The following is a 22,384-nucleotide window of genomic DNA, read 5'->3' as shown; positions in this document are numbered from 1 at the left end:
CGATGAGCCACGCGCAGGACCACGAGGACTGGGGCTCCCCCCGGACCGAGTCCGGGGGCGGCCCGTCCGTTCCGCAGACCCGCACCGCCCGCCACCGCCGGATCGTGGACATCCTCAACCGGCAGCCGGTCCGTTCGCAGAGCCAGCTCGCCAAGCTGCTCGCCGACGACGGGCTGAGCGTCACCCAGGCGACGCTCTCCCGCGACCTCGACGAGCTGGGCGCGGTGAAGATCCGCAACACCGGCGGCGAGCTGATCTACGCGGTGCCAAGCGAGGGCGGTTTCCGCACCCCGCAGGCACCGCTCGGCGAGTCGGCCAAGGAGGAGCGCATGCGGCGCCTCTCCGGCGAGCTGCTGATCTCGGCGGAGGCCTCCGCGAACCTCGTCGTCCTGCGCACCCCGCCGGGCGCGGCCCAGTTCCTCGCGTCCGCGATCGACCAGGCCGAACTCCGCGAGATCCTCGGCACGATCGCCGGCGACGACACGCTGATGCTGATCAGCCGTGACCCGTCGGGCGGCCAGGCGCTGGCGGACCACCTGCTGAGGCTGGCCCAGAAGGAGGGCTGACCGCCCCCCGGGGCCGGCTCCACGGGCCGTCAGGTCCGGTGCGGCGGGGCGGATATCCGCTGTACCGCCCGCCGCCGCGCCGCCGTGCGACACCGCCGCGCCCTCGACCGGTGGGCCGTCGTCCTGGCCGACCCGTACCAGGCGGCCCTGGAACGCTGGTGGCCGAAGGACGCGGTCCAGGCGGCCGCCGCCCAACTGGTCCTGGACGGGCTCGTCACCGTCAACCGCCGCGGCAACCTGAGCCCCGCCCCGGCCGCCGCGGACCCCGCCCGTACCCCCGGCCATCCGCTGCCCGAGGCCGTGCTGGCCGCCCTGCGGCGCCGCAGCGCACCCGCCACCCTCGGCAGCCTCGTGCTGCGGGACGAGGAGTTCGAGACCGCCCTCCGGGAGTTCCGCCGGGCCCGCCCGGAACTCCTCACGGTCGGCGAACCCGCCGGCGCGCCGAAACCGGGGCTCTACCTGGTCCTGGCCGAGATGCTCTTCTGCGTCTTCGGCCTGATGTCGCTGCAGCCCGACGGCGACGCCGAATGGACGGCCGCCTGGGCCGCGTGGACCGGGCTGATCGCCCAGGTGATCTGGTTCCCCGTATACAACCGGGCCCGGGGGTCCGGCTGGAAGAAGGACGCCGACGCTCTGGAGGCCGCGCGCCTCGGGCCGCCGCATCCGGCGCTCCAGGCCCTGGACGTCCGTGATCCGGAGGCCATCCGCCGACTGAGGGTGAGCCGCCTGCGGACCCGGCGCGGCCGCAACCGGGGCCGCCCGCGCCGCCGCCGGACCCCGGCCGCGACCGGCGCGCACCTCAGTAGCGGGTGACGGCGAGCGGCCCCTCCCCGGTCCCGATGGCGATGTGCGGGCGGCGCCGCGGATCGGCCCAGCGCAGCACCGCGCGCATCGCCCGCTCCGGCACGGACACGCAACCGGCCGTCGCCCCCTTGCCGTTGACGTGCAGGAAGATGCCCGCGCCGCGGCCGTGCACCGGCTGCCCGTAGTTGAAGCCGATGACCAGCGCGTGCGCGTACTGCTTCTCGTACGTGACCAGGTGCTCCGCCTCGCCGGGCGCGCAGTCGGCGGGCAGCGGCTCGGTCCACCGGTTGTACGCGGCCGACGCGTTGTCCTGGCACCACCAGGAGTCGGGGGTCACCCGCCGGTAGCGGAACTCCGTCCCGGCCGGCGCCCGCCGGATCCCGAAGGCGTACGGGAGCCCATACAGACCCGTCGGCGTGGTGTTCGTCCCCTGGGTGCGGGTCGCGCCCTCGGTCAGGCCGTTCGCGCCGAAGCGCGCCTCGGCGCTGCCTGCCTCGTACCAGCGCCCCGCCCGGCGGTCCCACCAGGTCAGCCGCCCGGTGGTGGATCCGGGTGCGGGCGCCACGGCGGTGATGAGCTGGCTGCCGCCGCCGGTGTCGGCGAGGCGGGCGGGCAGCGGCGCCGACTCGTACGGGCCCTGCGCGAGCAGGCTGGTGACGATCAGTGAGCCGGTGGCGAGAGCGGTACGCAGCACATGTCAGACGGTACGGGGCGGAAGGGGCAGCGGCAGCGCAGGCAGGCCGTCGACACTCGATCCGATGAACTCCTTCTTCTCGCAGTACGCGCCGAACTCCTCGTCCGTCTTGCGGCCGAAGTACTCCGCGTGGAGGGTGCGCTCGCCCTGGTACTCCATGAACGGGACGGCGTACCCGCACACATCGGCGATCCTGCGGGCGTGCACGACGATGATCGCCCGCGCCGAGGGCCCGTCGGCCGCCCCGAACAGGCCGATCAGCTCACCCCAGCGGGGGTCGTCGCGGAAGACGGCCTCGCCCTCGCCGTGGATGCGCACGATGTTGGGCGGGCCGCTGAACGCGCACCACATCAGTGTGATCCGGCCGTTCTCGCGGACGTGTGCGATGGTCTCGGCGCCGCTGCCGCCGAAGTCGAGGTAGGCGAGGGTCTGCTCGTCGATGACGACGAGCGTTCCGGCGCGGCCCTTGGGGGAGAGGTTGACGTGGCCGTCCCCGGCGAGCGGGGCGGTGGCGGTGAAGAAGACCGGCTGCTCCTCGATGAAGGTGCGGAGCCTGCCGTCTATGCGTTCGTAGAGCTTTCCCATGTGGATCATTATCCGGTCGGGCCGGATGCCGTGAGGGCGATTCCGAGCTGTGAGCGCATCCGCTCCATGACGTACGCGCTGAACAGCCCGGTGCAGCGGTCCAGCAGGGCGCCCACCTCCGGATCGTGCCGCGGCAGCGCGGGCGGCCCGTACGGGGACCACAGGCTCTGCACGCGCTGGGCGGCGAGCCGGCGCAGTCCCGGATCGGCGTCCGTCAGCAGATCCACGGAGGCCCGCAGCCCGATGACGCCGCCGCGGGCGTGCAGTACGCGGTAGGCGGCCCGGCGGGTGTGCGCGGGGCGGCCGGGCGCGATCCGCTCCAGCAGCCACTCGGCGGGCAGCCGCGCCGCGACCTCGGCCAGGCTCACGGCGGCCTCCCGGGCGACCGTGGCCGACGGGTCGTCGAGCAGCGGCCGGAGCAGGTCCACGTCGGTGGTGTCCAGCGCGCGCAGTCCGGCGACCGCCGCCGCCCGAACGGCCCCCGCGGGGTGGTCCAGCAGGGCGCGCAGCAGCGGTGCGTCCATCCGCCGGGCGCATTCGGCGAAGCCGGCCACGGCGTACGCGGTCACCCGGGCCGGGTCCTCGACCAGGGCGCGGCAGAGGGCGTACGGGTCGCCGCCGTCCTGTTTGACCAGCCAGCGCGCGCAGGCCCGTACCAGCGCGGAGCGGTCGGCCAGGTGGTGGGGGGCCTCGGCGCAGCGCCCGGCCCGCCGCAGGGCGGTGACCCCGCCGGCCCGGACCGTCGGCATGTGCCCGCGCAGCAGGGAGTCGATCGCCTCGTCGTCGGGCCCGTCGGCGGCGAGCGCGGCCAGCGCCGCGTCCGCCCACAGCCGGGCCGTCGCGGGGTCCTGCTCCTGGCCGGCCCGCCGGGCCAGCTCCCGTACGCCGAACAGCCCGGCGCCGAGCGTGATGCGGGTGGCGAACCGCCGGGTCGGCAGGTCCCCGCTGCGCCGCAGCCAGCCGAGCACGGTGTCGGGCTCCTCGCCGGTCATCGTGCGCGCGGGCCGCGCCGCCCGGCCCCACCGCGCGGGCCGCGCCGGTCGCCAGTAGGGCGCGAGCACCGGCTCCGGCGCGCTCAGCGCGGTCTCGAACAGCTCCAGCGCCCACGCGCCCTGCTCGCGCCCGCCGAGCCGCAGCACGAGGGGCGTCAGGGCGATCAGGGTGTCCGCGGGGCGCGCGGCCAGTGCCTCGGCGAGTACCCGCCGGGCGCGGTCGCGTACCGCCGGAACCCAGTCGGCGCAGCGGATCGCGACGAGGGGCAGCGGCGGCTTCCGGTCGTGGAGCGCGGCCTCGCGGACCCGGCCGTCCGGGTGGCACAGGCGCACCTCGATCCGGGCGGCGCCGCGCGGCCCCGGGCACCGGGGGGATCGGCTGCGCCGGATCTCCGCGTCGAAGGCGATCCAGGAGGCCGGGAGGGCGGGGCGGCCGACGCCGCCGATCCCGAAGCGTCCGCGGTGCAGCAGACCCGCCGCCGCGGCCCGGCCGTCTGCGCTCTGCTGCCGTGCACCGGCTCCCATGTGCCCCTCCCGAAGTGGCCCAGGCCGTCGATCCTAGGCCGGTGCCGGAAGGGGCGCCCCTGATATCCGCGCTGGTCGCGGGGGTGCACCCCCCAGCTCGATTGACGATACATACGGAGCAGTGCATAGTTATGCCTGCAGGTGGATGTACCGCTGGAGCCCGTAAGGAGAAGCCCGTGACCGAGCGCGTCGTACTCGCCTATTCAGGCGGACTGGACACCTCCGTCGCCATCGGCTGGATCGCCGAGGAGACGGGCGCAGAGGTCATCGCCGTTGCCGTGGACGTCGGCCAGGGCGGCGAGGACCTGGACGTCATCCGCAAGCGGGCCCTCGCCTGCGGTGCCGTCGAGGCCGAGGTCGCGGACGCCAGGGACGAGTTCGCCGACGAGTACTGCCTTCCGGCGATCAAGGCCAACGCCCTCTACATGGACCGCTACCCGCTGGTGTCGGCGCTCTCCCGGCCGGTCATCGCCAAGCACCTGGTCGCCGCCGCGAAGAAGCACGGCGCGGGCGTCGTCGCCCACGGCTGCACCGGCAAGGGCAACGACCAGGTCCGCTTCGAAGCCGGCATCCAGACCCTCGGCCCCGATCTGAAGTGCATCGCCCCGGTCCGCGACTACGCCATGACGCGGGACAAGGCCATCGCCTTCTGCGAGGCCAAGAACCTCCCGATCGCGACCAGCAGGAAGTCCCCGTACTCCATCGACCAGAACGTCTTCGGGCGCGCCGTCGAGACGGGCTTCCTGGAGGACATCTGGAACGCGCCGATCGAGGACATCTACGAGTACACCGCCGACCCCGCCGAGCCGCGCGGCGCCGACGAGGTCGTCATCTCCTTCAAGGAGGGCGTCCCCGTCGCCGTCGACGGCAGGCCCGTCACCGTGCTCCAGGCGATCCAGCAGCTCAACGCCCGGGCCGGGGCCCAGGGCATCGGCCGGATCGACATGGTCGAGGACCGCCTCGTCGGGATCAAGTCCCGCGAGGTGTACGAGGCCCCCGGCGCGATCGCGCTGATCACCGCGCACCAGGAGCTGGAGAACGTCACCGTCGAGCGCGAACTGGCCCGCTACAAGCGGCAGGTCGAGCAGCGGTGGGGCGAGCTGGTCTACGACGGCCTGTGGTTCTCCCCGCTCAAGCGGGCCCTGGACGGCTTCGTCGACGAGGCCAACCGGCACGTCACCGGCGACATCCGGATGACCCTGCACGGCGGCCGCGCCGTGGTCACCGGCCGCAGGTCGGACGCGTCGCTGTACGACTTCAACCTGGCGACCTACGACTCGGGCGACACCTTCGACCAGTCCAAGGCCCAGGGCTTCATCGAGATCTTCGGTCTCTCGTCGAAGATCGCGGCGCGCCGCGACCTGGCCTGAGCCCGACTCGTTACGCAGTACGAAGTCGGCCTCCCCGTATCCTCCGCGACGGGGAGGCCGACGCACATCCACGCACGCATTCCTGAGGAGCAGCAGCTGTGAGCAGCAACAACGGTGGTGACGTCCGGCTCTGGGGCGGCCGGTTCGCCGACGGCCCCGCCGAGGCCCTCGCGAAGCTGTCCGCGTCGGTCCACTTCGACTGGCGCCTCGCGCCGTACGACATCGCCGGATCCCGTGCCCACGCCCGCGTGCTCGCCAAGGCGGGCCTGCTCACGGCGGACGAGCTCGACCGCATGATCGCCGGCCTGGACCGGCTCGAAGCCGACGTCGCCGACGGCTCCTTCACCGGGACCATCGCCGACGAGGACGTGCACACCGCCCTGGAGCGGGGCCTCCTGGAGCGGCTCGGCGCCGACCTCGGCGGCAAGCTGCGCGCCGGCCGGTCGCGCAACGACCAGGTGGCCACCCTGTTCCGGATGTACCTGCGCGACCACGCCCGGATCGTCGGCGGCCTGATCGCGGACCTCCAGGACGCGCTGGTAGGCCTCGCCGAGACGCACCACGACGTGGCCATGCCGGGCCGGACCCACCTCCAGCACGCGCAGCCGGTGCTCTTCGCGCACCACGTACTGGCCCACGTGCAGTCGCTGTCGCGGGACGCGGAGCGGCTGCGGCAGTGGGACACCCGGACCGCGGTCTCCCCGTACGGCTCCGGTGCGCTGGCCGGCTCCTCGCTGGGGCTGGACCCGGAGGCGGTCGCCGCCGACCTGGGCTTCGAACGGGGCTCGGTCGGCAACTCGATCGACGGCACCGCCTCGCGCGACTTCGTCGCCGAGTTCGCCTTCATCACCGCGATGATCGGGATCAACCTGTCCCGGATCGCGGAGGAGATCATCATCTGGAACACGAAGGAGTTCTCCTTCGTGACCCTGCACGACGCCTTCTCGACCGGGTCGTCGATCATGCCGCAGAAGAAGAACCCGGACATCGCGGAGCTGGCTCGCGGCAAGTCGGGCCGGCTCATCGGCAACCTGACGGGCCTGCTCGCCACGCTGAAGGCGCTGCCGCTGGCCTACAACCGGGACCTGCAGGAGGACAAGGAGCCGGTCTTCGACTCCTGCGACACGCTTGAGGTCCTGCTCCCGGCCTTCACCGGCATGATGGCCACGCTCACGGTCAACCGGGAGCGGATGGAGGAGCTGGCCCCGGCCGGCTTCTCCCTGGCCACGGACATCGCCGAGTGGCTGGTCAAGCAGGGCGTGCCGTTCCGCGTCGCGCACGAGGTGGCCGGCGAGTGCGTCAAGGAGTGCGAGGCGCTCGGGATCGAGCTCGACGAGCTCACGGACGAGCAGTTCGCGAAGATCTCGGAGCACCTGACCCCGCAGGTCCGTACGGTCCTCAACGTGCCGGGCGCCCTCGCCTCCCGCAACGGACGCGGCGGCACAGCCCCCTCGGCGGTCGCCAAGCAGCTCGCGGAACTCAAGGCCGACCTGGTCATCCAGCACGCCTGGGCCACCCACAAGCAGTAGCCGCACGGCGCTGCGCCCGTACGTCCGCGGCCATGCGGCCCGCACGCCCGGCCCTCCGGGGCCCGGGCCCTGCACCCCCGCACGCCGCGGGATGCCCGCAGGGGCGGTCGGAGCCCATGCTCCGGCCGCCCCTGCGTCGTGTCGGTGCCCGCGTGTTCAGCGCACCGGGTGCTCCGGCTCGTAGTTGGTCAGGACGCAGCCCTCGACCTGCGCCTTCTCCAGCCGGTACCCGGACGGGGCGGAGAACCCGGGCGCGCAGTTCAGGTAGAGGAACTGCTGCTGGTATAGGCCGAACCGGGCATCCGGGTCGTTGGTCTCCACCGCGATGTTCTCGCCGACCAGCAGCAGGCTCGTGGTGGCCCGCAGCTTTCCGGCCTCCTTCAGTTCGGCCAGCTGGGCGGCCTTCGCCTTGGTCTGCAGCTTCCCCATGTCCCCGACGGTGTCGAGCCAGCTCAGGTTGACGGCGCGCTGCGCCCCCGCCGGGCGGCCGCACAGGGCGCGGCCCGTGATCCCCCAGTCCAGCGCCTTCCCCTTCACCACGGGCTGGTAGTCGATGGACTCGACGGCCACCGCCTCGGGGTCCGTGGAGAAGTGCTCCTCGCACTCCCTCAGGCTGCTGCCCACGAGCTTGCGCAGTTCGGCGATGCCGCCCGCGCGGGCGAGCCCGAGGCTGCCGGTCTTCGGCTGGCCGGGCTTCTCGGTGGCCCCGGCCCCCGGGTCCTGCGGCGTTTCGAGGTTCGGGCTGCCCGAGCCGTCCGTGCTGCCCACGAAGTCGCTGAGCTGGCAGCCTTCGACCAAGGCCGCCTCCCGCTTGTAGCCCTTGGGCACCGGGGCCGTGGGGTTGCAGGTCAGGACGCGCAGCTCGGAGCGGACCAGCGCGAGGGCCGTCTTCGTACGCGTCGGGGTGGCGACGAAGCCCTTGCCGACGAGGATGCGGCTGTTGAGGCCGTAGGCGCCGTCGCCTCCGGCGATCCGGTCCATGACGTACTGCTTGTAGCGCGTCTGGAACTCGCGCATGTCCGAGGGGACGGACAGGACGATCTCCCCGTGCTCGGGCTTGTCGCTGCAGACGCCGCGTGCGGTCACGGACCACTCTCCGGCCTTCGTGATCTCGTCCGCCGCCAGCCGCGGGTCGTCGGGTGCCGTGCTCAGCTCCTCGCACGAGCCGTACTGGCGTACGTAGCGCTGCGCCTCGGTGAGGGGCCCCTCGGGCGGGGCGGACGGGGGAGCCGCCGGCGGGGCGGCGTCTGCGCCCCCCTCGCACGCGGGGAGGGTGGCGAGGCAGGCGAGGGCGGCAGTCGTGGCGAGGATCCGCCGGATCCGCTGGATGTGCATGGGTCGCTTTCGTCGGGACTGCGGACATGGTCAGGAGTGGCATGATCATGCTAAGTGACCTTGACGGTGCGTCCGTTAGCGGCCCAGCGGGCGAGCGCGTCGAAGTCCGGTTGCGTGAGACCGATCCGCTCGTCGATGCGCATGAGCAGGGCCCGCGCCGGGTGGCGCTGGTCCGTGTACTCGCGGTCCGGTTCCCTGATGTCGTCGTCGATCCAGGCGAACTCGCGGGTGCCCGCGTACTCCAGGACGTACTGCGTCTTCCAGAAGGTGCCGCGCGGGGCCCGGCCGTGCATCTGCGGCCAGTCGATGTACGGCAGGCGCGGCAGGCCGAGGTGCGGCCCTATCCAGTCGTTCGCCTCGTCCTTCCACGTGGTGGCCCAGACCAGCTCGTAGGAGCCGGCCAGGGCGAGCAGCTCCGCGCCGTGGTCCGGATTCAGCCAGACCCGGAGCGGGCGCCGGCTCTCGGCCTCCGTCCAACCGGTCGGCCGCATCCGATGGGTGGTGTACCCCGCCGGGCGGCGCTGGGGCTTGGCCGCGTACGGGTTCAGCGGGCCGTCCACGTCTATCAGCAGCAGTGGCTTCATGGGGTGAGGATTCCTCTCCGGCTGCCCTGCGGCAGCTCGTTTTTGCCCCGCGTGAGACACTCGCGTCTCATTCGGGGTATGCTTGTCTCATGGCCATGGATCGTGACCAGGTGCTCCGCGACGCGGCAGCCCTGCTCTCCCGCAAATCGACTGCCACGATGGACGAGGTCGCCCGCGCCGCAGGCATCGGGCGCGCGACCCTCCACCGGCACTTCGCCGGGCGCGACGCCCTCGTACGGGCCCTCGAAGAACTCGGCATCCGCCGGTTCGAGGCCGCCTTCGACAACGCCCGCCTCGACGAGGGCACGGCGGTCGAGGCCCTGCGCCGGCTCGTCGGCGAGGCCGAGCACGACGCCCAGCTGCTGGCCTTCCTCGTCACCGAGAACCAGCTCTTCGAGGGTGACCAGGTCAACGAGGGATGGGCCCGGCTCGACGCGCGCGTCAGTGCGCTCTTCCGGCGCGGCCAGCAGGAGGGCGACATCCGGATCGACCTGAGCCCCGCCTGGCTCACCGAGGCCCTCTACGGCCTCATCGGCACCTGCGCCTGGGCCGTCATGGACGGCCGGGTCGCAGCCAAGGACTTCCAGTACATGATCATCGAGCTGCTGCTCGGTGGCGCACGACGGAGCGTGGAGAAATGAGCCGCACAGACCAGCTGACGCAGGGGCAGGGGACGGAGGCGAGCGGGGCCAAGGGGAGCAGGGGGCGCTGGCTGGCGCTGTCCGTGCTCGTCCTGGCCGTCCTGCTGGTCGCGGTGGACGCCACCGTGCTCGGTCTCGCCACACCCTCCCTCAGCGAAGACCTCAAGCCGTCCGGCACCCAGCTGCTGTGGATCGGCGACATCTACTCGTTCGTCATCGCCGGCCTGCTCGTCTCCATGGGCTCCCTCGGCGACCGCATCGGCCGCAAGAAGCTGCTCCTGGTCGGGGCCACCGCCTTCGGCGCCGTCTCCGTGCTCAACGCCTACGCCACCAGCCCCGAGATGATGATCGTGGCCCGGGCGCTGCTCGGCGTGGCGGGCGCGACGCTGATGCCCTCGACCCTCGCACTGATCCGCAACATATTCCACGATCCCAAGGAGCGCAGCCTCGCCATCGGCATCTGGGGCGCCACCGCCTCGGCCGGCGCGGCCATCGGTCCCGTCGTCGGCGGAGCCCTGCTCCAGCACTTCTGGTGGGGCTCGGTCTTCCTCATCAACCTGCCCGTGATGATCGCCCTGGTCCTCGTCGGCAGCAAGCTGCTGCCCGAATCCAAGAACCCGGTCGCCGGACCCTGGGACCTGCTCAGCGTCGCCCTCTCGCTCGTCGGCGTCATCAGCGTCGTCTACGCGGTCAAGGAAATCGCGACCCACGGCATCACCTGGGGCGTCGCGGTCTCCGCCGTCCTCGGCGCGGCGTGCCTGTACGGCTTCGTCCGCCGCCAGTTCGGCCTGCCGTCGCCGCTCCTCGACATGCGGCTCTTCCAGCACCGCGGCTTCTCCGGTGCGGTCCTCGCCGACCTGCTGACCGTCTTCGGCCTGTCCGGCCTCGTCTTCTTCCTCTCCCAGTTCCTCCAGCTCGTCCAGGGCCGAGACCCGCTGGAGGCCGGTCTGGCCGAACTGCCCGCCGCCATCGGCGCGGTGGTCACCGGCCTGGTCGCCGGCCGCTACGCCCGCCGGTACTCGGTACGGTCGATCGTGACCGGCGGCCTCGCGGCCATCGGGCTCGCCCTGGGTGCGCTCACCCTGATCCACAAGGAGAGCGCCTACCCGCTGCTCGGCGCGGCGCTGCTGGTCGTCGGCCTCGGTGCCGGCTTCTCCTTCACCGTCACCGCCGACGTGATCCTCTCCAGCGTCCCCAAGGAGCAGGCCGGTTCGGCCTCGGCCGTCTCCGAGACCGCGTACGAACTCGGCGCGGCGCTCGGCATCGCCCTGCTCGGCTCCGTCGTCACCGGCGTCTACCAGGGCTTCACCGCCCCGGCCTCGGTCCCCGCACCGGTCGCCGACGCCGCGCACGAATCGCTGGGCGGCGCCGTCGAGGCCGCCAAGGCGGTGGACCCGGCGACCGCGCAGACCATGGTCGCCGCCGCCCAGGACGCCTTCGTGGACGGCCTGCGGTTCGCCTCCGGCGTGGGCGCGGCCGTGCTGCTGGCGACGGCGGTCGCGGCCTGGTTCCTGCTCAGGGGGCAGAAGCTCCAGGACGGCCCCACGCACTGATCCCCCTCAAGGGAAGGTGCTCTGAACGGAGTTGACAGTCCGTTGACACCCAGGACACCATCCCCGCGATGGAGATCAACGAGCTGACCCCGGCGGAACGCCGCGTATGGGAAGCCTTCCCGCGCGGGGAGGGCGTCGACTTCAGGGAGCACCCCGACGAGAACGGCTTCGGCGGCGCGCAGTGGGGGCCCGAGCGGACGCTGCGCGCCGAGGTGCTCAGCGCCCTGCTGCTCAACCGGGTCACCCCGGCGGGACAGGTTCCCGGACTCAATGTCCGAGGTGCCCGGATCACGGGCAAGCTGGATCTCAAGTACGCGGTCGTCGAGCACGCCATCCGGCTGCGCGCCTGCTGGTTCGAGCGCAAACCCCTGCTCTACGGGGCCCGATTGCGCGCCCTCGTACTGTCCGACTCGGCGCTGCCCGGCCTGACCGCCGCCACCCTCGGCGTCGACCTCGACCTGCGGCTGTCCTGCTGCCGCATCACCGGACCGGTGCGGCTCCAAGGAGCCCGGATATCCGGGGGCTTCTTCCTCCGGCGGGCCGTCCTCGGCGATCCGGACGCGCAGCAGGAGGCCGCGGAGGCCCCGCTCCAGTTCAACCACGCAGCCATCGGCACCGACGTCATCGCCATGGAACTCACCGTCCACGGCCAGACCCGGATCAACGGCGCCACCGTCGGCGGTCAGATCAATCTCGACGGCGCCCGCCTGCTCGCCCCCGGCGGAACCGCCCTGCACGCCGAGACCCTGTCCGTCGGCACCGACCTGCGGGCCATGCGGCTGGAGGCCCGGGGCCGGGTCAACCTCACCGGCTCCCGCATACCCGGCCAGCTCAACCTCGCATACGCCCGTCTCGCCAACCCCGGCGGCGTCGCCCTGCGCGCCTCCAGCTGCGTGATCGGCGAGGTGTGGCTGCGGTCCTGCGACACCATCCGCGGCGGGGTGAACCTGCGCCGCTCCCAGTTCGACCTGCTGCACATGCCGCCGCAGACATGGCCCGAGCAGATCCGCATCGACGGCCTCACGTACCGCACCCTCGCCCCGCACCTGCCGCCCGAGCAGCGGCTGCCCGCGCTGGAGCGGGAGGAGACCGGGTACCTCCCGTACGCGTACGAGCAGCTCGCGGCGGCCTACCGCACGGCCGGGGACGAGGCGGGCGCCCGCACCGTGCAGCTCGCCAAGCTGCGCGAGCACCGGAGCACCCTGCCCCGGCACGCCAGGGCCTGGGGCCTGCTCCAGGACGCCACCGTCGGCTACGGCTTCCGGCCGCTGCGGGCGGCGGGCTGGCTGGCGGCCCTGCTGCTGACGGGCTCGATCGCGTACGGTCTGCACCCGCCGAGGGAGCTCAAGGCGGGGGAGGCCCCGGAATTCAACCCGGTGTTCTACACGATCGACCTGATGCTGCCGATCGTCGGCTTCGGCCAGGAGGGCGCCTTCGCGCCGAGCGGCTGGTACCAGTGGCTCTCGTACGTGCTGATCGTGACCGGCTGGGTCCTCGCCACGACGACCGCGGCGGGCGTCAGCCGGTCACTCCAACGGCAGTAGGAGCGGAGCTACGCGGCCTTCGCCTTGGTGGCGTACATGTCCACGTACTCCTGGCCCGAGAGCCGCATGACCTCCGCCATCACCGAGTCGGTGACGGCGCGCAGCACGTAGCGGTCGCGGTCCATGCCCTCGTAGCGGGAGAACTCCATCGGCTCGCCGAAGCGGACGGTGACCCGGCCCGGGCGCGGCATGCCCTTGCCGCCCGGCTGGAGCTTGTCGGTGCCGATCATCGCGAAGGGGACCACGGGGGCGCCGGTCATCAGGGTCAGGCGGGCGATGCCGGTGCGGCCGCGGTAGAGGCGGCCGTCGGGGGAGCGGGTGCCCTCGGGGTAGATCCCGAAGATCTTGCCCTCTTCGAGGATGCGGCGGCCGGTCATCAGGGCGGCGACGCCGCCGTTGGCGCCGTCACGGTCGACCGGGATCATGCCGGACCCGGTGAAGAACCAGGCCATGGCGCGGCCCTTGACGCCCTTGCCCGTCACGTACTCGTCCTTGCCGATGAAGTGGACCGTACGGTCGCACACCAGCGGAAGGATCATGGAGTCGATGAAGGTGAGGTGGTTGCCCGCCAGGATCACCGGACCGGTGCCCGGGATGTTCTCGATGCCCTCCACACGGGTGCGGAACATCATGCGCATGACCGGTCCGACAGTGGCTTTGATGAGCGATGTACGGAACAACGTGAGCCCTCCGGCATCGAAACGCGATTTTCGCACCACACGGGGGTAGTGCAGGTGAGGACGATACTCGCGGGTCAGCTCCGAGTGCACATCGGGTTCACGAGGTGGATACGCAGTGTTGACGCACGTTTGCGCCATGTTCCCCGCAGGCCCATCCCCGCGCCACCGGCGGCTGCCTACGATCGGCACGCCGAACCGGGCCGCTCGGACCCGCAGAATCCGGGTACCGCCGGGCCCTCTCAGACGACTGGAGTGGCATTCATGACGCAGGGTGGGGCAGCACGGCGCACGGTCCTGGGGGCGGCCGTCCTGGCAGCGGGCGGCGGCGCGGCCGGGCTCTCGGCGGGATCCGCCTCGGCAGCGCCGGCGGCGCAGGCCGCGGACGCGGCAGGGGCGGCGGAGGCGGCGTACGCCGCCGACCTGCGACACGGCGGCGGCTACCGGGACCTCCCCGTCCCGCTGGTCATCGGCCACCGCGGGGCCAGCGGCTACCGGCCCGAGCACACGCTCGGCTCGTACCAGCTCGCCCTCGACCTGGGCGCGGACGTCGTCGAGCAGGACCTGGTGCCCACCAAGGACGGCCACCTCGTGTGCCGCCACGAGAACGAGATCGGCGGCACCACCGACGTCGCCGACCACCCCGAGTTCGCCTCCCGGCGTACGACCAAGACGGTCGACGGGGTCGCGGTCACGGGCTGGTTCACCGAGGACTTCACCCTCGCCGAGCTGAAGACCCTGCGGGCGAAGGAACGCATCCCCGCCGTCCGCCAGCGCAACACGCTCTACGACGGCCGGTGGGACGTGCCCACCTTCGAAGAGGTACTGCGCTGGGCCGACCGCGAGGGCAGGCGGCGCGGCAAGCGCGTCTGGCTGCACGTCGAGACCAAGCACCCCACGTACTTCCGGTCGCTCGGCCTCGGGCTCGAAGAGCCCCTCGCCAAGCTGCTGCGCCGCTACGGCCGCGACGGCCTGGGCGCCCCGCTGTTCCTGCAGTCCTTCGAACCCTCCAGCATCCAGCGGCTGTCCCGGCTGGTCTCCGCGCCGCGCGTGGTCCTGCTGTCCGCAGCCGGCACCCGGCCCTGGGACTTCGAACAGGCCAAGGACCCGCGGACGGTGGCGGACCTGGTCAAGTCCGAGGGCCTGAAGTGGATCGCCGGATTCGCCCAGGGCATCGGCCCGACGATGGACCTGATCCTCCCGCGCGACGCGTCGGGCGGGCTCGGCGCCCCGACCACGCTGGTCCAGGACGCCCACGCCCGGGGGCTGGTGCTGCACCCCTACACCGCGCGCAACGAGAACACCTTCCTGCCGGCCGAGTACCGCAAGGGCACCGACCCGAACGCGTACGGGGACGCCTTCGGCGCCTTCAAGAGGTACTTCGAGCAGGGCATCGACGGCATCTTCACGGACAACGCGGACACCGGACTGCTCGCGGCCGAGGCCTTCCGCCCGGGCCGCGGCCGCTGAGGACCCGGGGACGGCATCCGGCCAACCCCGGGGACGGCATCCGGCCAACACCGCGGCCGGCACACCGTCAACAGACAAGGCCCGCACCGTCAATAGATAAGCGGAATATCACGTACGGGTGGGCTGTGCCGGGTGTGGAAACCGCCGGGCACGGCCCGCGCGTCCCGCCCGGCATGGACCTGCTGAAGGACGCCGACCTCCTGAACGAACTGGGCCCGCTGCTCTCCGCCGAGGCGGCCGCGGAGGCCCCGGGCGCCGGAGTGGAAGCGGCCGACCTGGAACAAGCCGTCTGGGTCAGGCTGCTGGAACACGACCCCGCCCCCGCCGAACCGGCCCGCTGGCTGCGCCGTGCGGTGCGGGCCGAAGCCCGGCTCGCCCGGCGCCGCGCCCGTCGCGAGATCCCGTACGGCTGCCGGCCCGGCAGCACCGGCGCCGAACCCGAAGACGCCCTGCTGCACGGGGAGGAGAACCGGGCCCTCCGATCGGCCGTCGCCCGATTGCCCGGACGGTGTCCGGAGCTCATGGGGGCACTTCTTTCGCCCAGAGACCTCACTTACCGTGAAATCGCAGGAGAGTTGGGTATCTCACAAGGAAGTTTGGGACCCGTGCGTTCCCGTTGCCTGGGATGTCTGCGCAGAATGCTCGCGTCAGAGGTTGCGGCTCCTCGCCTTCGGGGAAGGGAGCGGTAGACCAATGGGCTACCAGGTGAGCGGGAGGCATGCGCACATGGGCATGAGCGTGACCATTTCGGCGGCAGCTGCCGAGGACACAGAGCAGATCCTCAAACTGCAGTACCTGGCGTTCCAGCGTGAAGCCGAGCTGTACGGCAACTACCGCATCCAGCCGCTCACCCAGACCCTGGACTCCCTCAAGGCGGAGCTGGAGTCGGACACGGTGCTCGTGGCCCGGCTCGGCGACGAGGTGGTCGGCACCGTGCGCGGCAGCGTCGACGAGGACGGCACCGGCAAGATCGCCAAGCTCTGCGTCCACCCTCGCCTGCAGGGCCACGGGCTCGGCGCCCGGCTGCTGCGCGCCGTCGAGGAGGCCCTCGCGGGCCGCGCCGAGACCACCCGCTTCCGGCTGCACACCGGCCACAAGAGCGAGTCCAACCTGCGCCTCTACCGCAACGCCGGATACGTACAGGTCGGCGGCCGCACGGCTTCCGACGGCGTACGCCTGGTCATCCTGGAGAAGGAGGCCACCGACGCGGCCGACTTCGCGGTCAGCGCCTGACGTTCAGCGTCTGACGTTCAGCCCCTGACGCTCAGCGCTTGGCGCGCAGCCAGAGCATCCCGGTGATCGGCAGGATCACCGGGATGAACAGGTAGCCCATCCCGAACTGCGACCACACCGTCGAGTCGGGGAAGGACTCGGGCCGCACCAGGGTCCAGGTGCCGACGACGAGGACCCCGGCGAGCTCGGCGGCGCAGCAGGCGCGCGCCGCCCTGCGGGCCGTCTCCCCGCCGCGCACCAGCGAGTACGTGATGAAGCAGTAGACGAGTGCGGCCACGGCGGTCAGCGTGTACGGCAGCGGGGCCCGGTCGAACTCGGTGGAGATCTGGTAGACCGAGCGCGAGACCGCGCCGACCGTGATCACCCCGTACAGCCAGACCAGCAGCAGCCCGGGCCCGGAGACCAGCCGCTTGCGCCCGGCCGGGCCGGCCGGGTCCGCGGTCATGTCGGTGTCGGTGGTGTCAGGCACCGGGGGTCCCCCAGATGTCGTAGAGGCGTACTTCGAGGACGGCGAGGACGAGTGCGCCCGCGGCCACCGTCACCGAACCCCACCTGGTGCGCTCGCTCAGCGAGAGCAGCCCGGCGGCCGGGACCGCCGCGAAGGCGCCCACCAGGTACGCCACGAAGATCACCGTGCCCTCGTCGGGCTTGCCGCCCTGCGCGAGCTTCACCACGCCGACCACCAGCTGGGCCAGGGCCAGCAGGGTCACCACGCCCATGCCGATGAAGTGCCAGTCCTTGGTGGGCTGGTCCCGCAGCGCGGCGAAACCGCACCAGGCGGCGAGGGCGAGTGCGGCCGCGCCGAGGGCGACCGTCAGGGCGTCGAGCATGCAGCGAGGGTATTACGGGCCGAAAGGCCCGGTGCGCGCGCCCCTGGCCGCGGGCTTCGCGGGCGGGCAGGGACCGGCGCCCGGACCGTGGCCTTGACCACAGCGCACACCGTCGCCGAGCCCGGCGCGGGCAGGACCGTACGGGCCCTCCGGCCGTGTCCGTGCAGGTCAGTGGCAGGGATGCGAGGGTGCCGACGGACGGCCGGGGCTGACCGATGTTGTCCGATATGCGGCCGGATTCCGTCCGCTATCCGGACAGCTTTGATCGGTGACGGGATGCGTCTGCTTTACTTGGGCCCATGACCACGACGAGCAGCCGCACCCTTGCGACCGAGGCGACGATGACGCCCGGTGCTCGTTGTATGTGTCGAATGTGCGCCTTCTGAGGGCCCCTCTCCTGCGTCTCGCGCCCCGAAGCGAGATTCGGCCGAGCCCGTCCACACCCCACGGACCGCTCCTGCCCCGCGCATGCGTCGACGTCGACTTTTTGTGACGGTTCGACCCGTATCGCGTCCCCAGATGTATGCCCCGTGCCGGCACCCCGCTGCGCCGCGCACTCGACAGCGACGGAATTCCTGTGATCACCACATCGGGCCTCACGAAGGTCTACCAGTCCCGTGGCCGCGAGGTCACCGCCCTGGACGGCGTCGATCTGCACGTCCGCGAGGGCGAGGTCTACGGAGTCATCGGCCAGAGCGGCGCCGGCAAGTCCTCCCTGATCCGCTGCGTGAACCTGCTGGAGCGCCCCACCACCGGCACCGTGACCGTCGACGGCGTCGACCTCACCGCGCTCGCCGGCCGCGGCCGGCGGGCCGGCAAGGAGCTCCGCGAGGCCCGCAGCCGCATCGGCATGGTCTTCCAGCACTTCAACCTGCTGTCCTCGCGCACCGTCCAGGGCAACGTCGAACTGCCGCTGGAGATCCTCGGCGTCTCCGGCCGCGAGCGCTCCCGCAAGGCCCTCGAACTGCTCGACCTCGTCGGCCTGGCCGACAAGGCCAAGGCCTACCCCGGCCAGCTCTCCGGCGGCCAGAAGCAGCGCGTCGGCATCGCCCGCGCCCTGGCCGGCGACCCCAAGGTGCTCCTGTCCGACGAGGCCACCAGCGCCCTGGACCCCGAGACCACCCGCTCGATCCTCCAGCTGCTGCGCGACCTCAACCAGCAGCTCGGCCTGACCGTCCTGCTCATCACCCACGAGATGGACGTCGTCAAGACCGTCTGCGACTCGGCCGCCCTCATGAAGCAGGGCCGGATCATCGAGTCCGGCACCGTCGCCGAACTGCTCGCCACCCCCGGCTCCGAGCTCGCCGGCGAGCTCTTCCCCGTCAGCGGCGCCGCCACCGGGCCCGACCGCACGGTCGTCGACGTCACCTTCCACGGTGACGCCGCCACCCAGCCGGTCATCTCCCAGCTGTCGCGGACGTACAACATCGACATCTCGATCCTCGGCGCCGCGATGGACACCGTCGCCGGCCGCCAGATCGGCCGCATGCGGATCGAGCTGCCCGGCCGCTACGAGGACAACGTCGTGCCCGTCGGCTTCCTGCGTGAGCAGGGCCTGCAGGTCGACGTCGTCGACGATCCCGAAGACGCCGACGCCGAGCTCGCACAGCTCGTCAAGGATGGTGCCAAGTGACCTGGTCCGAGATGCAGCCCCTGCTCAGCCAGGGCACGTACGACACCCTCTACATGGTGCTGTGGTCCACCCTGGTGACCGTCCTCGGCGGACTGCCCGTCGGCATCCTCCTCGTCCTCACCGACAAGGGCGGCCTCCTGCAGAACCGGCCGCTCAACAAGGTCCTCGGCGTGATCGTGAACATAGGCCGCTCGCTGCCGTTCATCATCCTGCTGATCGCCCTGATCCCGGTCACCACCGCGGTCGTCGGCACCTTCATCGGCCCCACCGCGATGATCGTCCCGCTGGCTATCGGCGCCATCCCCTTCTTCGCGCGCCTCGTCGAGACGGCCGTCCGCGAGGTGGACCACGGCCTGATCGAGGCCGTCGAGTCCATGGGCGGCGGCGTCCCCACCCTCGTGGGCAAGGTGCTGCTCCCGCAGGCCCTGCCCTCGCTGGTCGCGGCCGTGACCACCACCCTGATCACCCTGATCGGGTACTCCGCCATGGCCGGCGCGGTCGGCGGCGAAGGCCTCGGCTCCAAGGCGATCACCTACGGCTTCCAGCGCTTCGAGACCGGCTTCATGCTCGCCACCGTCGTGGTCCTGATCGCCGTCGTCACGGTGATCCAGCTGATCGGCGACGGCGTGGTACGCCTCCTCGCCCGCCGCGGCCGGACGGCCTGAACCGGGCTCACGGCCCCCGAACCCCCCTCCCCAAAGCCCGCACTTGTCGTGCTCGGGCCTCCATCCGGAAAAGCAAGAAAGGCACTCTTCGTGCGTAAGAACATCAAGGCCACCGCCTTCGCCGCCGCCTCCGCCGCGCTCGCCCTCGGCCTCACCGCCTGCGGCAGCTCCTCGGACCCGTCCTCCACCAAGGCCGACGGAGGCAAGGTCGACGAGAGCAAGCCGCTCGTCATCGCGGCCTCCCCGAGCCCGCATGCCGACATCCTGAACTTCGTCAAGGACAAGCTGGCGGCCAAGGAGGGCCTCAAGCTGGAGGTGAAGGAGTTCACGGACTACGTGCTCCCCAACACCGCCACCGAGCAGGGCCAGGTCGACGGCAACTACTTCCAGCACAAGCCGTACCTCGACGACTTCAACAAGAAGAACGGCACCCACATCGTGCCCGTCGTGAACGTGCACCTGGAGCCCCTCGGCCTCTACTCCAAGAAGGTCAAGGCCCTCACCGACCTCAAGGCCGGCCAGACCGTCGCCGTCCCCAACGACACCACCAACGAGGGCCGCGCGCTCCAGCTGCTCGCCGCCAACAACCTGATCACCCTCAAGGAAGGTGTCGGCACCGGCGCCAAGCTGTCCGACATCACCGACAAGAAGGGCCTGGAGTTCAAGGAGCTGGAGGCCGCCACGGTCCCGCGCGCCCTGAACGACGTGGACGCCGCGGTCATCAACGGCAACTACGCCCTGGAGGCCAAGCTCTCGCCCGCCAAGGACGCGCTCGTCCTGGAGAAGGCCGAGGGCAACCCGTACGCCAACTTCCTCGCGGTGAAGGCCGGCCACGAGAAGGACCCGCGGATCGAGAAGCTCGCCAAGCTCCTGGGCTCCGACGAGGTCAAGAAGTTCATCGAGGACAAGTACCAGGGCTCGGTCGTCCCGGCCTTCGGCGCCCCGAAGTCCTGACCCCGAACCGCTGATCGGCCCCGTACGCCCCAGTGGCGTGCGGGGCCGAGCGCTGCCCGCTTCCGGGCAACCCGGCCGCCACATCCCACCGCCGATGCTGCATGCTGTGCCTACGGCCCGCACAAAGGTCCAGCAACGGCATGGAGCTGCGCATGACTACCACCTTCCCGGACGTCACCATCAGCACGGACCGGCTGGTGCTGCGCCCCTTCGACGGGGAGGACGTCACCGCGCTCGCCGAGATGATGAACGACGAGCACATCACCGCCTGGACCTCGGTACCGCACCCCTACACCCACGCCGACGCCCACGCCTGGGCCACCCGGCAGTCCCACGCGGAGCGCACCGAGGGCAGAGGCATCGTTTTTGCGGTCGCCGAATTCCTCACCCAGCGCCTCGTCGGCATCGTGCACCTCAAGAACACCAACTGGCGCACCCGCAGCACCGAGGTCGGCTACGTCACCGCCCCCTGGGCCCGCGGCGAGGGCTACGCCAGCGAGTCCGTACTCGCCGTCGCCCAATGGCTCTTCCACGACCAGCGCTTCGAACGCCTCGAACTGCGCACCGCCGCCGACAACACCGCCTCCCAGCAAGTGGCCCAGAAGATCGGCTGCATCAGCGAAGGCGTCCTGCGCAACGCGTGGATGGTGCGCACCCAGAACCCCGACGGCTCCTGGACGGACACCCGTACCGACCTCATCGTCTGGAGCCTGCTCCCCGAGGACATCGACGACATGGCGGAGTCCGACGGATACAACGGCCACGACGACTACGGATACGGCCGCGGCGCCCAGGCGGGCGCCGGCGGCTACGCCGTCGGCGCCGACTGGAGCTGACCGGGCCGACCTGATGACCAGGTAGTCTCACCGTGCCTGGCTGGCCCGCCCGCCGGCCCCGCCGACGAAGCTTCGCCCGCCCCCACCCCAGGAGACTGACGACGATGGCCGACCGGGTCACGGTGATCGGCTGGGACGGCTCGCCCCTGACCGCGGCCGCCCGGTCCGCGCTCTCCGCCGCCACTCTCGTGGCCGGAGCCGCCCACCACCTCGCCCTTCCCGAGGTGCCGCCCACCGCCGAGCGCATCCGCCTGGGCAGCCTCGGCCTCGCCGCCCGCCGCATCGCCGGCCACCGCGGCACCGCCGTCGTCTTCGCCGACGGGGACCCCGGCTTCTTCGGCGCCGTACGCACCCTGCGCGCCCCGGAGCACGGCCTGGAGGTCGAGGTCGTCCCCGCCGTGTCCGCCGTCGCCGCCGCCTTCGCCCGCGCCGGGATGCCCTGGGACGACGCCCAGGTCGTCGTCGCCCACCCCCGTACCCTGCGCCGCGCCGTCAACGTCTGCCGCGCCCACGGCAAGGTCGCCGTCCTCACCTCGCCCGGCGCCGGCCCCGCCGAACTCGCCCTGCTGCTCGGCGGGGTCCACCGCACCTTCGTCATCTGCGAGGAGCTCGGCACCGCCAAGGAGCAGGTGACCGTCCTGACCTCCGACCGGGTCGCCGACCACAGCTGGCGCGACCCCAACGTCGTCATCGTCATCGGCGGACAGGCCGCCGCCCCCGCCGCCACCCCCTCCGCCCCGGCCGCCGACCCCGCCTGGCTGCTCGGCCAGGGCGCCGCGCACACCGGCGGACGCGGCTGGGCCCGGCCCCGGGCCGACGAGGGCGAGGGGGAGTCGGCGCTGCTGCGCGCCGCCCAGCTCGCCCGCCTCGGCCCGCGCACCGGCGACCTGGTCTGGGACATCGGCACCGGCTCCGGCGCCCTCGCCGTGGAGGCCGCCGCGTTCGGCGCCGCCGTCATCGCGGTCGACGCCGACCCGCGCGCCTGCGAACGGGCAACTGCCGCCGCCCGCAACCGGGGCGTACAGGTCCAGGTCGTCGCCGGGCGCGCACCGCACGTACTGGAGGACCTCCCCGAACCCGACGTCGTCCGCGTCGGCGGCGGGGGAGCCGCGGTCGCCCGGGCCGTCGCCGACCGCCGCCCCGAACGGATCGTCAGCCACGCCTCCACCCGCGACGAGGCGGAGGAGATCGGCCGCGCACTCGCCGAGGGCGGCTACACCGTCGAGTGCGCGCTCCTGCAGTCGGTGGGCCTGGACACCCGTACCTGGGGTGAACAGGACCGTTCCGTCGTCTTCCTCCTGGCAGCCGAACGCCCCGTGAACCGCTAGCCCGGAGGCCGGGGTAGGCTGGCCGATCGTCGTACC

At 72.1% G+C, this 22,384-nt stretch carries 23 protein-coding genes; 15 read left to right on the top strand and 8 right to left on the bottom strand.

Annotation, left to right across the window (positions count from 1 at the left end):
- Positions 1-2: 2 nt before the first annotated feature.
- Together ACIBAD_RS21300 and ACIBAD_RS21295 are read left to right on the top strand one after the other, a co-directional pair.
- Positions 3-566, top strand: coding sequence for an arginine repressor (locus tag ACIBAD_RS21300; RefSeq protein ID WP_134074714.1), 564 nt, complete (start codon positions 3-5; stop codon positions 564-566).
- 84 nt (positions 567-650) lie between these two features.
- On the top strand, positions 651-1,379 hold the full coding sequence (locus ACIBAD_RS21295) for a hypothetical protein (protein WP_398908038.1): 729 nt from the start codon (positions 651-653) through the stop codon (positions 1,377-1,379).
- On the opposite strand, the gene ACIBAD_RS21290 is transcribed toward ACIBAD_RS21295, so the two are convergent.
- The 3 genes from ACIBAD_RS21290 to ACIBAD_RS21280 are packed head-to-tail and all read right to left on the bottom strand — an operon-like array spanning position 1,366 to position 4,166.
- Positions 1,366-2,061, bottom strand: coding sequence for a L,D-transpeptidase family protein (locus ACIBAD_RS21290; RefSeq protein ID WP_134075724.1), 696 nt, complete (start codon positions 2,059-2,061; stop codon positions 1,366-1,368). The genes ACIBAD_RS21295 and ACIBAD_RS21290 overlap by 14 nt on opposite strands.
- A 6-nt stretch (positions 2,062-2,067) precedes the next feature.
- Complete coding sequence (locus ACIBAD_RS21285; RefSeq protein WP_030157286.1) at positions 2,068-2,649, bottom strand: pyridoxamine 5'-phosphate oxidase family protein; 582 nt, start codon at positions 2,647-2,649, stop codon at positions 2,068-2,070.
- An 8-nt stretch (positions 2,650-2,657) separates the two neighbouring features.
- Positions 2,658-4,166, bottom strand: coding sequence for a hypothetical protein (locus ACIBAD_RS21280; protein WP_398908037.1), 1,509 nt, complete (start codon positions 4,164-4,166; stop codon positions 2,658-2,660).
- Positions 4,167-4,342: 176 nt separating this feature from the next.
- On the opposite strand from ACIBAD_RS21280, the gene ACIBAD_RS21275 reads away from it, so the two are divergent.
- Complete coding sequence (locus ACIBAD_RS21275) at positions 4,343-5,536, top strand: argininosuccinate synthase (RefSeq protein WP_398908036.1); 1,194 nt, start codon at positions 4,343-4,345, stop codon at positions 5,534-5,536.
- 98 nt (positions 5,537-5,634) lie between these two features.
- Positions 5,635-7,065 (top strand): argininosuccinate lyase, encoded by a 1,431-nt coding sequence (gene argH / locus ACIBAD_RS21270; RefSeq protein ID WP_123515309.1) that lies wholly within the window; start codon positions 5,635-5,637, stop codon positions 7,063-7,065.
- Between the two features lie 156 nt (positions 7,066-7,221).
- Here the strand turns inward: argH and ACIBAD_RS21265 are convergent, their stop codons facing one another.
- Positions 7,222-8,400, bottom strand: a complete 1,179-nt coding sequence (locus ACIBAD_RS21265) for a hypothetical protein (protein WP_398908035.1) — start codon at positions 8,398-8,400, stop codon at positions 7,222-7,224.
- Between the two features lie 50 nt (positions 8,401-8,450).
- Positions 8,451-8,984: an HAD domain-containing protein gene (locus ACIBAD_RS21260; protein WP_134074708.1), complete on the bottom strand. Its 534-nt coding sequence runs from the start codon at positions 8,982-8,984 to the stop codon at positions 8,451-8,453.
- Between the two features lie 89 nt (positions 8,985-9,073).
- Between ACIBAD_RS21260 and ACIBAD_RS21255 the strand changes: the two genes are divergently transcribed.
- The 3 genes from ACIBAD_RS21255 (at position 9,074) to ACIBAD_RS21245 (ending at position 12,722) form a co-directional block, all read left to right on the top strand.
- Complete coding sequence (locus ACIBAD_RS21255) at positions 9,074-9,625, top strand: TetR/AcrR family transcriptional regulator (RefSeq protein ID WP_398908034.1); 552 nt, start codon at positions 9,074-9,076, stop codon at positions 9,623-9,625.
- On the top strand, positions 9,622-11,178 hold the full coding sequence (locus tag ACIBAD_RS21250; RefSeq protein WP_398908032.1) for an MFS transporter: 1,557 nt from the start codon (positions 9,622-9,624) through the stop codon (positions 11,176-11,178). Before ACIBAD_RS21255 ends, ACIBAD_RS21250 begins: the two co-directional genes overlap by 4 nt.
- Before the next feature lie 68 nt (positions 11,179-11,246).
- Positions 11,247-12,722 (top strand): membrane-associated oxidoreductase, encoded by a 1,476-nt coding sequence (locus tag ACIBAD_RS21245; protein ID WP_398908031.1) that lies wholly within the window; start codon positions 11,247-11,249, stop codon positions 12,720-12,722.
- Between the two features lie 8 nt (positions 12,723-12,730).
- Here the strand turns inward: ACIBAD_RS21245 and ACIBAD_RS21240 are convergent, their stop codons facing one another.
- On the bottom strand, positions 12,731-13,360 hold the full coding sequence (locus tag ACIBAD_RS21240; RefSeq protein ID WP_134074705.1) for a lysophospholipid acyltransferase family protein: 630 nt from the start codon (positions 13,358-13,360) through the stop codon (positions 12,731-12,733).
- 303 nt (positions 13,361-13,663) lie between these two features.
- Between ACIBAD_RS21240 and ACIBAD_RS21235 the strand changes: the two genes are divergently transcribed.
- The 3 genes from ACIBAD_RS21235 to ACIBAD_RS21225 all read left to right on the top strand — a co-directional run bounded on the left by ACIBAD_RS21235 (position 13,664) and on the right by ACIBAD_RS21225 (position 16,102).
- Positions 13,664-14,869 (top strand): glycerophosphodiester phosphodiesterase, encoded by a 1,206-nt coding sequence (locus ACIBAD_RS21235; RefSeq protein WP_398908030.1) that lies wholly within the window; start codon positions 13,664-13,666, stop codon positions 14,867-14,869.
- A 173-nt stretch (positions 14,870-15,042) separates the two neighbouring features.
- Complete coding sequence (locus tag ACIBAD_RS21230; protein WP_398908028.1) at positions 15,043-15,558, top strand: sigma-70 family RNA polymerase sigma factor; 516 nt, start codon at positions 15,043-15,045, stop codon at positions 15,556-15,558.
- Positions 15,559-15,595: 37 nt separating this feature from the next.
- The gene (locus ACIBAD_RS21225; protein ID WP_053688798.1) at positions 15,596-16,102 is read left to right on the top strand and encodes a GNAT family N-acetyltransferase; all 507 of its coding nucleotides are present in this window, start codon (positions 15,596-15,598) and stop codon (positions 16,100-16,102) included.
- Positions 16,103-16,133: 31 nt separating this feature from the next.
- Here the strand turns inward: ACIBAD_RS21225 and ACIBAD_RS21220 are convergent, their stop codons facing one another.
- A complete protein-coding gene (locus ACIBAD_RS21220) occupies positions 16,134-16,547 on the bottom strand; it encodes a hypothetical protein (protein ID WP_134075722.1) in 414 nt (137 codons plus the stop codon).
- A 16-nt stretch (positions 16,548-16,563) separates the two neighbouring features.
- The gene (locus ACIBAD_RS21215) at positions 16,564-16,932 is read right to left on the bottom strand and encodes a hypothetical protein (RefSeq protein ID WP_134074703.1); all 369 of its coding nucleotides are present in this window, start codon (positions 16,930-16,932) and stop codon (positions 16,564-16,566) included.
- A gap of 577 nt (positions 16,933-17,509) precedes the next feature.
- Here ACIBAD_RS21215 and ACIBAD_RS21210 point away from each other — a divergent pair.
- The 5 genes from ACIBAD_RS21210 to cbiE all read left to right on the top strand — a co-directional run bounded on the left by ACIBAD_RS21210 (position 17,510) and on the right by cbiE (position 22,348).
- Complete coding sequence (locus ACIBAD_RS21210) at positions 17,510-18,565, top strand: methionine ABC transporter ATP-binding protein (protein WP_398908027.1); 1,056 nt, start codon at positions 17,510-17,512, stop codon at positions 18,563-18,565.
- Positions 18,562-19,230 (top strand): methionine ABC transporter permease, encoded by a 669-nt coding sequence (locus ACIBAD_RS21205; protein WP_134074701.1) that lies wholly within the window; start codon positions 18,562-18,564, stop codon positions 19,228-19,230. The genes ACIBAD_RS21210 and ACIBAD_RS21205 overlap by 4 nt, the downstream gene beginning before the upstream one ends.
- Positions 19,231-19,320: 90 nt before the next feature.
- Positions 19,321-20,184: a MetQ/NlpA family ABC transporter substrate-binding protein gene (locus ACIBAD_RS21200; protein ID WP_398908026.1), complete on the top strand. Its 864-nt coding sequence runs from the start codon at positions 19,321-19,323 to the stop codon at positions 20,182-20,184.
- 152 nt (positions 20,185-20,336) lie between these two features.
- Positions 20,337-21,020: a GNAT family N-acetyltransferase gene (locus ACIBAD_RS21195; RefSeq protein ID WP_134074699.1), complete on the top strand. Its 684-nt coding sequence runs from the start codon at positions 20,337-20,339 to the stop codon at positions 21,018-21,020.
- A 104-nt stretch (positions 21,021-21,124) separates the two neighbouring features.
- Complete coding sequence (gene cbiE, locus ACIBAD_RS21190) at positions 21,125-22,348, top strand: precorrin-6y C5,15-methyltransferase (decarboxylating) subunit CbiE (RefSeq protein WP_398908025.1); 1,224 nt, start codon at positions 21,125-21,127, stop codon at positions 22,346-22,348.
- Positions 22,349-22,384 lie beyond the last annotated feature (36 nt).

The sequence above is a fragment of the Streptomyces sp. NPDC051109 genome (genome assembly GCF_044455885.1).
GTDB lineage: Bacteria > Actinomycetota > Actinomycetes > Streptomycetales > Streptomycetaceae > Streptomyces.
Note: the sequence above shows the minus strand (reverse complement) of the source record. Positions and strands in the feature narration are given on the sequence as shown.

Coding starts and splice junctions, on each gene's coding strand:
- ACIBAD_RS21300 (WP_134074714.1), top strand. CDS start 3: ATGAGCCACGCGCAGGACCACGAGGACTGGGGCTCCCCCCGGACCGAG.
- ACIBAD_RS21285 (WP_030157286.1), bottom strand. CDS start 2,649: ATGGGAAAGCTCTACGAACGCATAGACGGCAGGCTCCGCACCTTCATC.
- ACIBAD_RS21280 (WP_398908037.1), bottom strand. CDS start 4,166: ATGGGAGCCGGTGCACGGCAGCAGAGCGCAGACGGCCGGGCCGCGGCG.
- ACIBAD_RS21265 (WP_398908035.1), bottom strand. CDS start 8,400: ATGCACATCCAGCGGATCCGGCGGATCCTCGCCACGACTGCCGCCCTC.
- ACIBAD_RS21260 (WP_134074708.1), bottom strand. CDS start 8,984: ATGAAGCCACTGCTGCTGATAGACGTGGACGGCCCGCTGAACCCGTAC.
- ACIBAD_RS21255 (WP_398908034.1), top strand. CDS start 9,074: ATGGCCATGGATCGTGACCAGGTGCTCCGCGACGCGGCAGCCCTGCTC.
- ACIBAD_RS21250 (WP_398908032.1), top strand. CDS start 9,622: ATGAGCCGCACAGACCAGCTGACGCAGGGGCAGGGGACGGAGGCGAGC.
- ACIBAD_RS21245 (WP_398908031.1), top strand. CDS start 11,247: ATGGAGATCAACGAGCTGACCCCGGCGGAACGCCGCGTATGGGAAGCC.
- ACIBAD_RS21240 (WP_134074705.1), bottom strand. CDS start 13,360: ATGCGCATGATGTTCCGCACCCGTGTGGAGGGCATCGAGAACATCCCG.
- ACIBAD_RS21235 (WP_398908030.1), top strand. CDS start 13,664: ATGACGCAGGGTGGGGCAGCACGGCGCACGGTCCTGGGGGCGGCCGTC.
- ACIBAD_RS21230 (WP_398908028.1), top strand. CDS start 15,043: ATGGACCTGCTGAAGGACGCCGACCTCCTGAACGAACTGGGCCCGCTG.
- ACIBAD_RS21225 (WP_053688798.1), top strand. CDS start 15,596: ATGGGCATGAGCGTGACCATTTCGGCGGCAGCTGCCGAGGACACAGAG.
- ACIBAD_RS21220 (WP_134075722.1), bottom strand. CDS start 16,547: ATGACCGCGGACCCGGCCGGCCCGGCCGGGCGCAAGCGGCTGGTCTCC.
- ACIBAD_RS21215 (WP_134074703.1), bottom strand. CDS start 16,932: ATGCTCGACGCCCTGACGGTCGCCCTCGGCGCGGCCGCACTCGCCCTC.
- ACIBAD_RS21195 (WP_134074699.1), top strand. CDS start 20,337: ATGACTACCACCTTCCCGGACGTCACCATCAGCACGGACCGGCTGGTG.
- cbiE (WP_398908025.1), top strand. CDS start 21,125: ATGGCCGACCGGGTCACGGTGATCGGCTGGGACGGCTCGCCCCTGACC.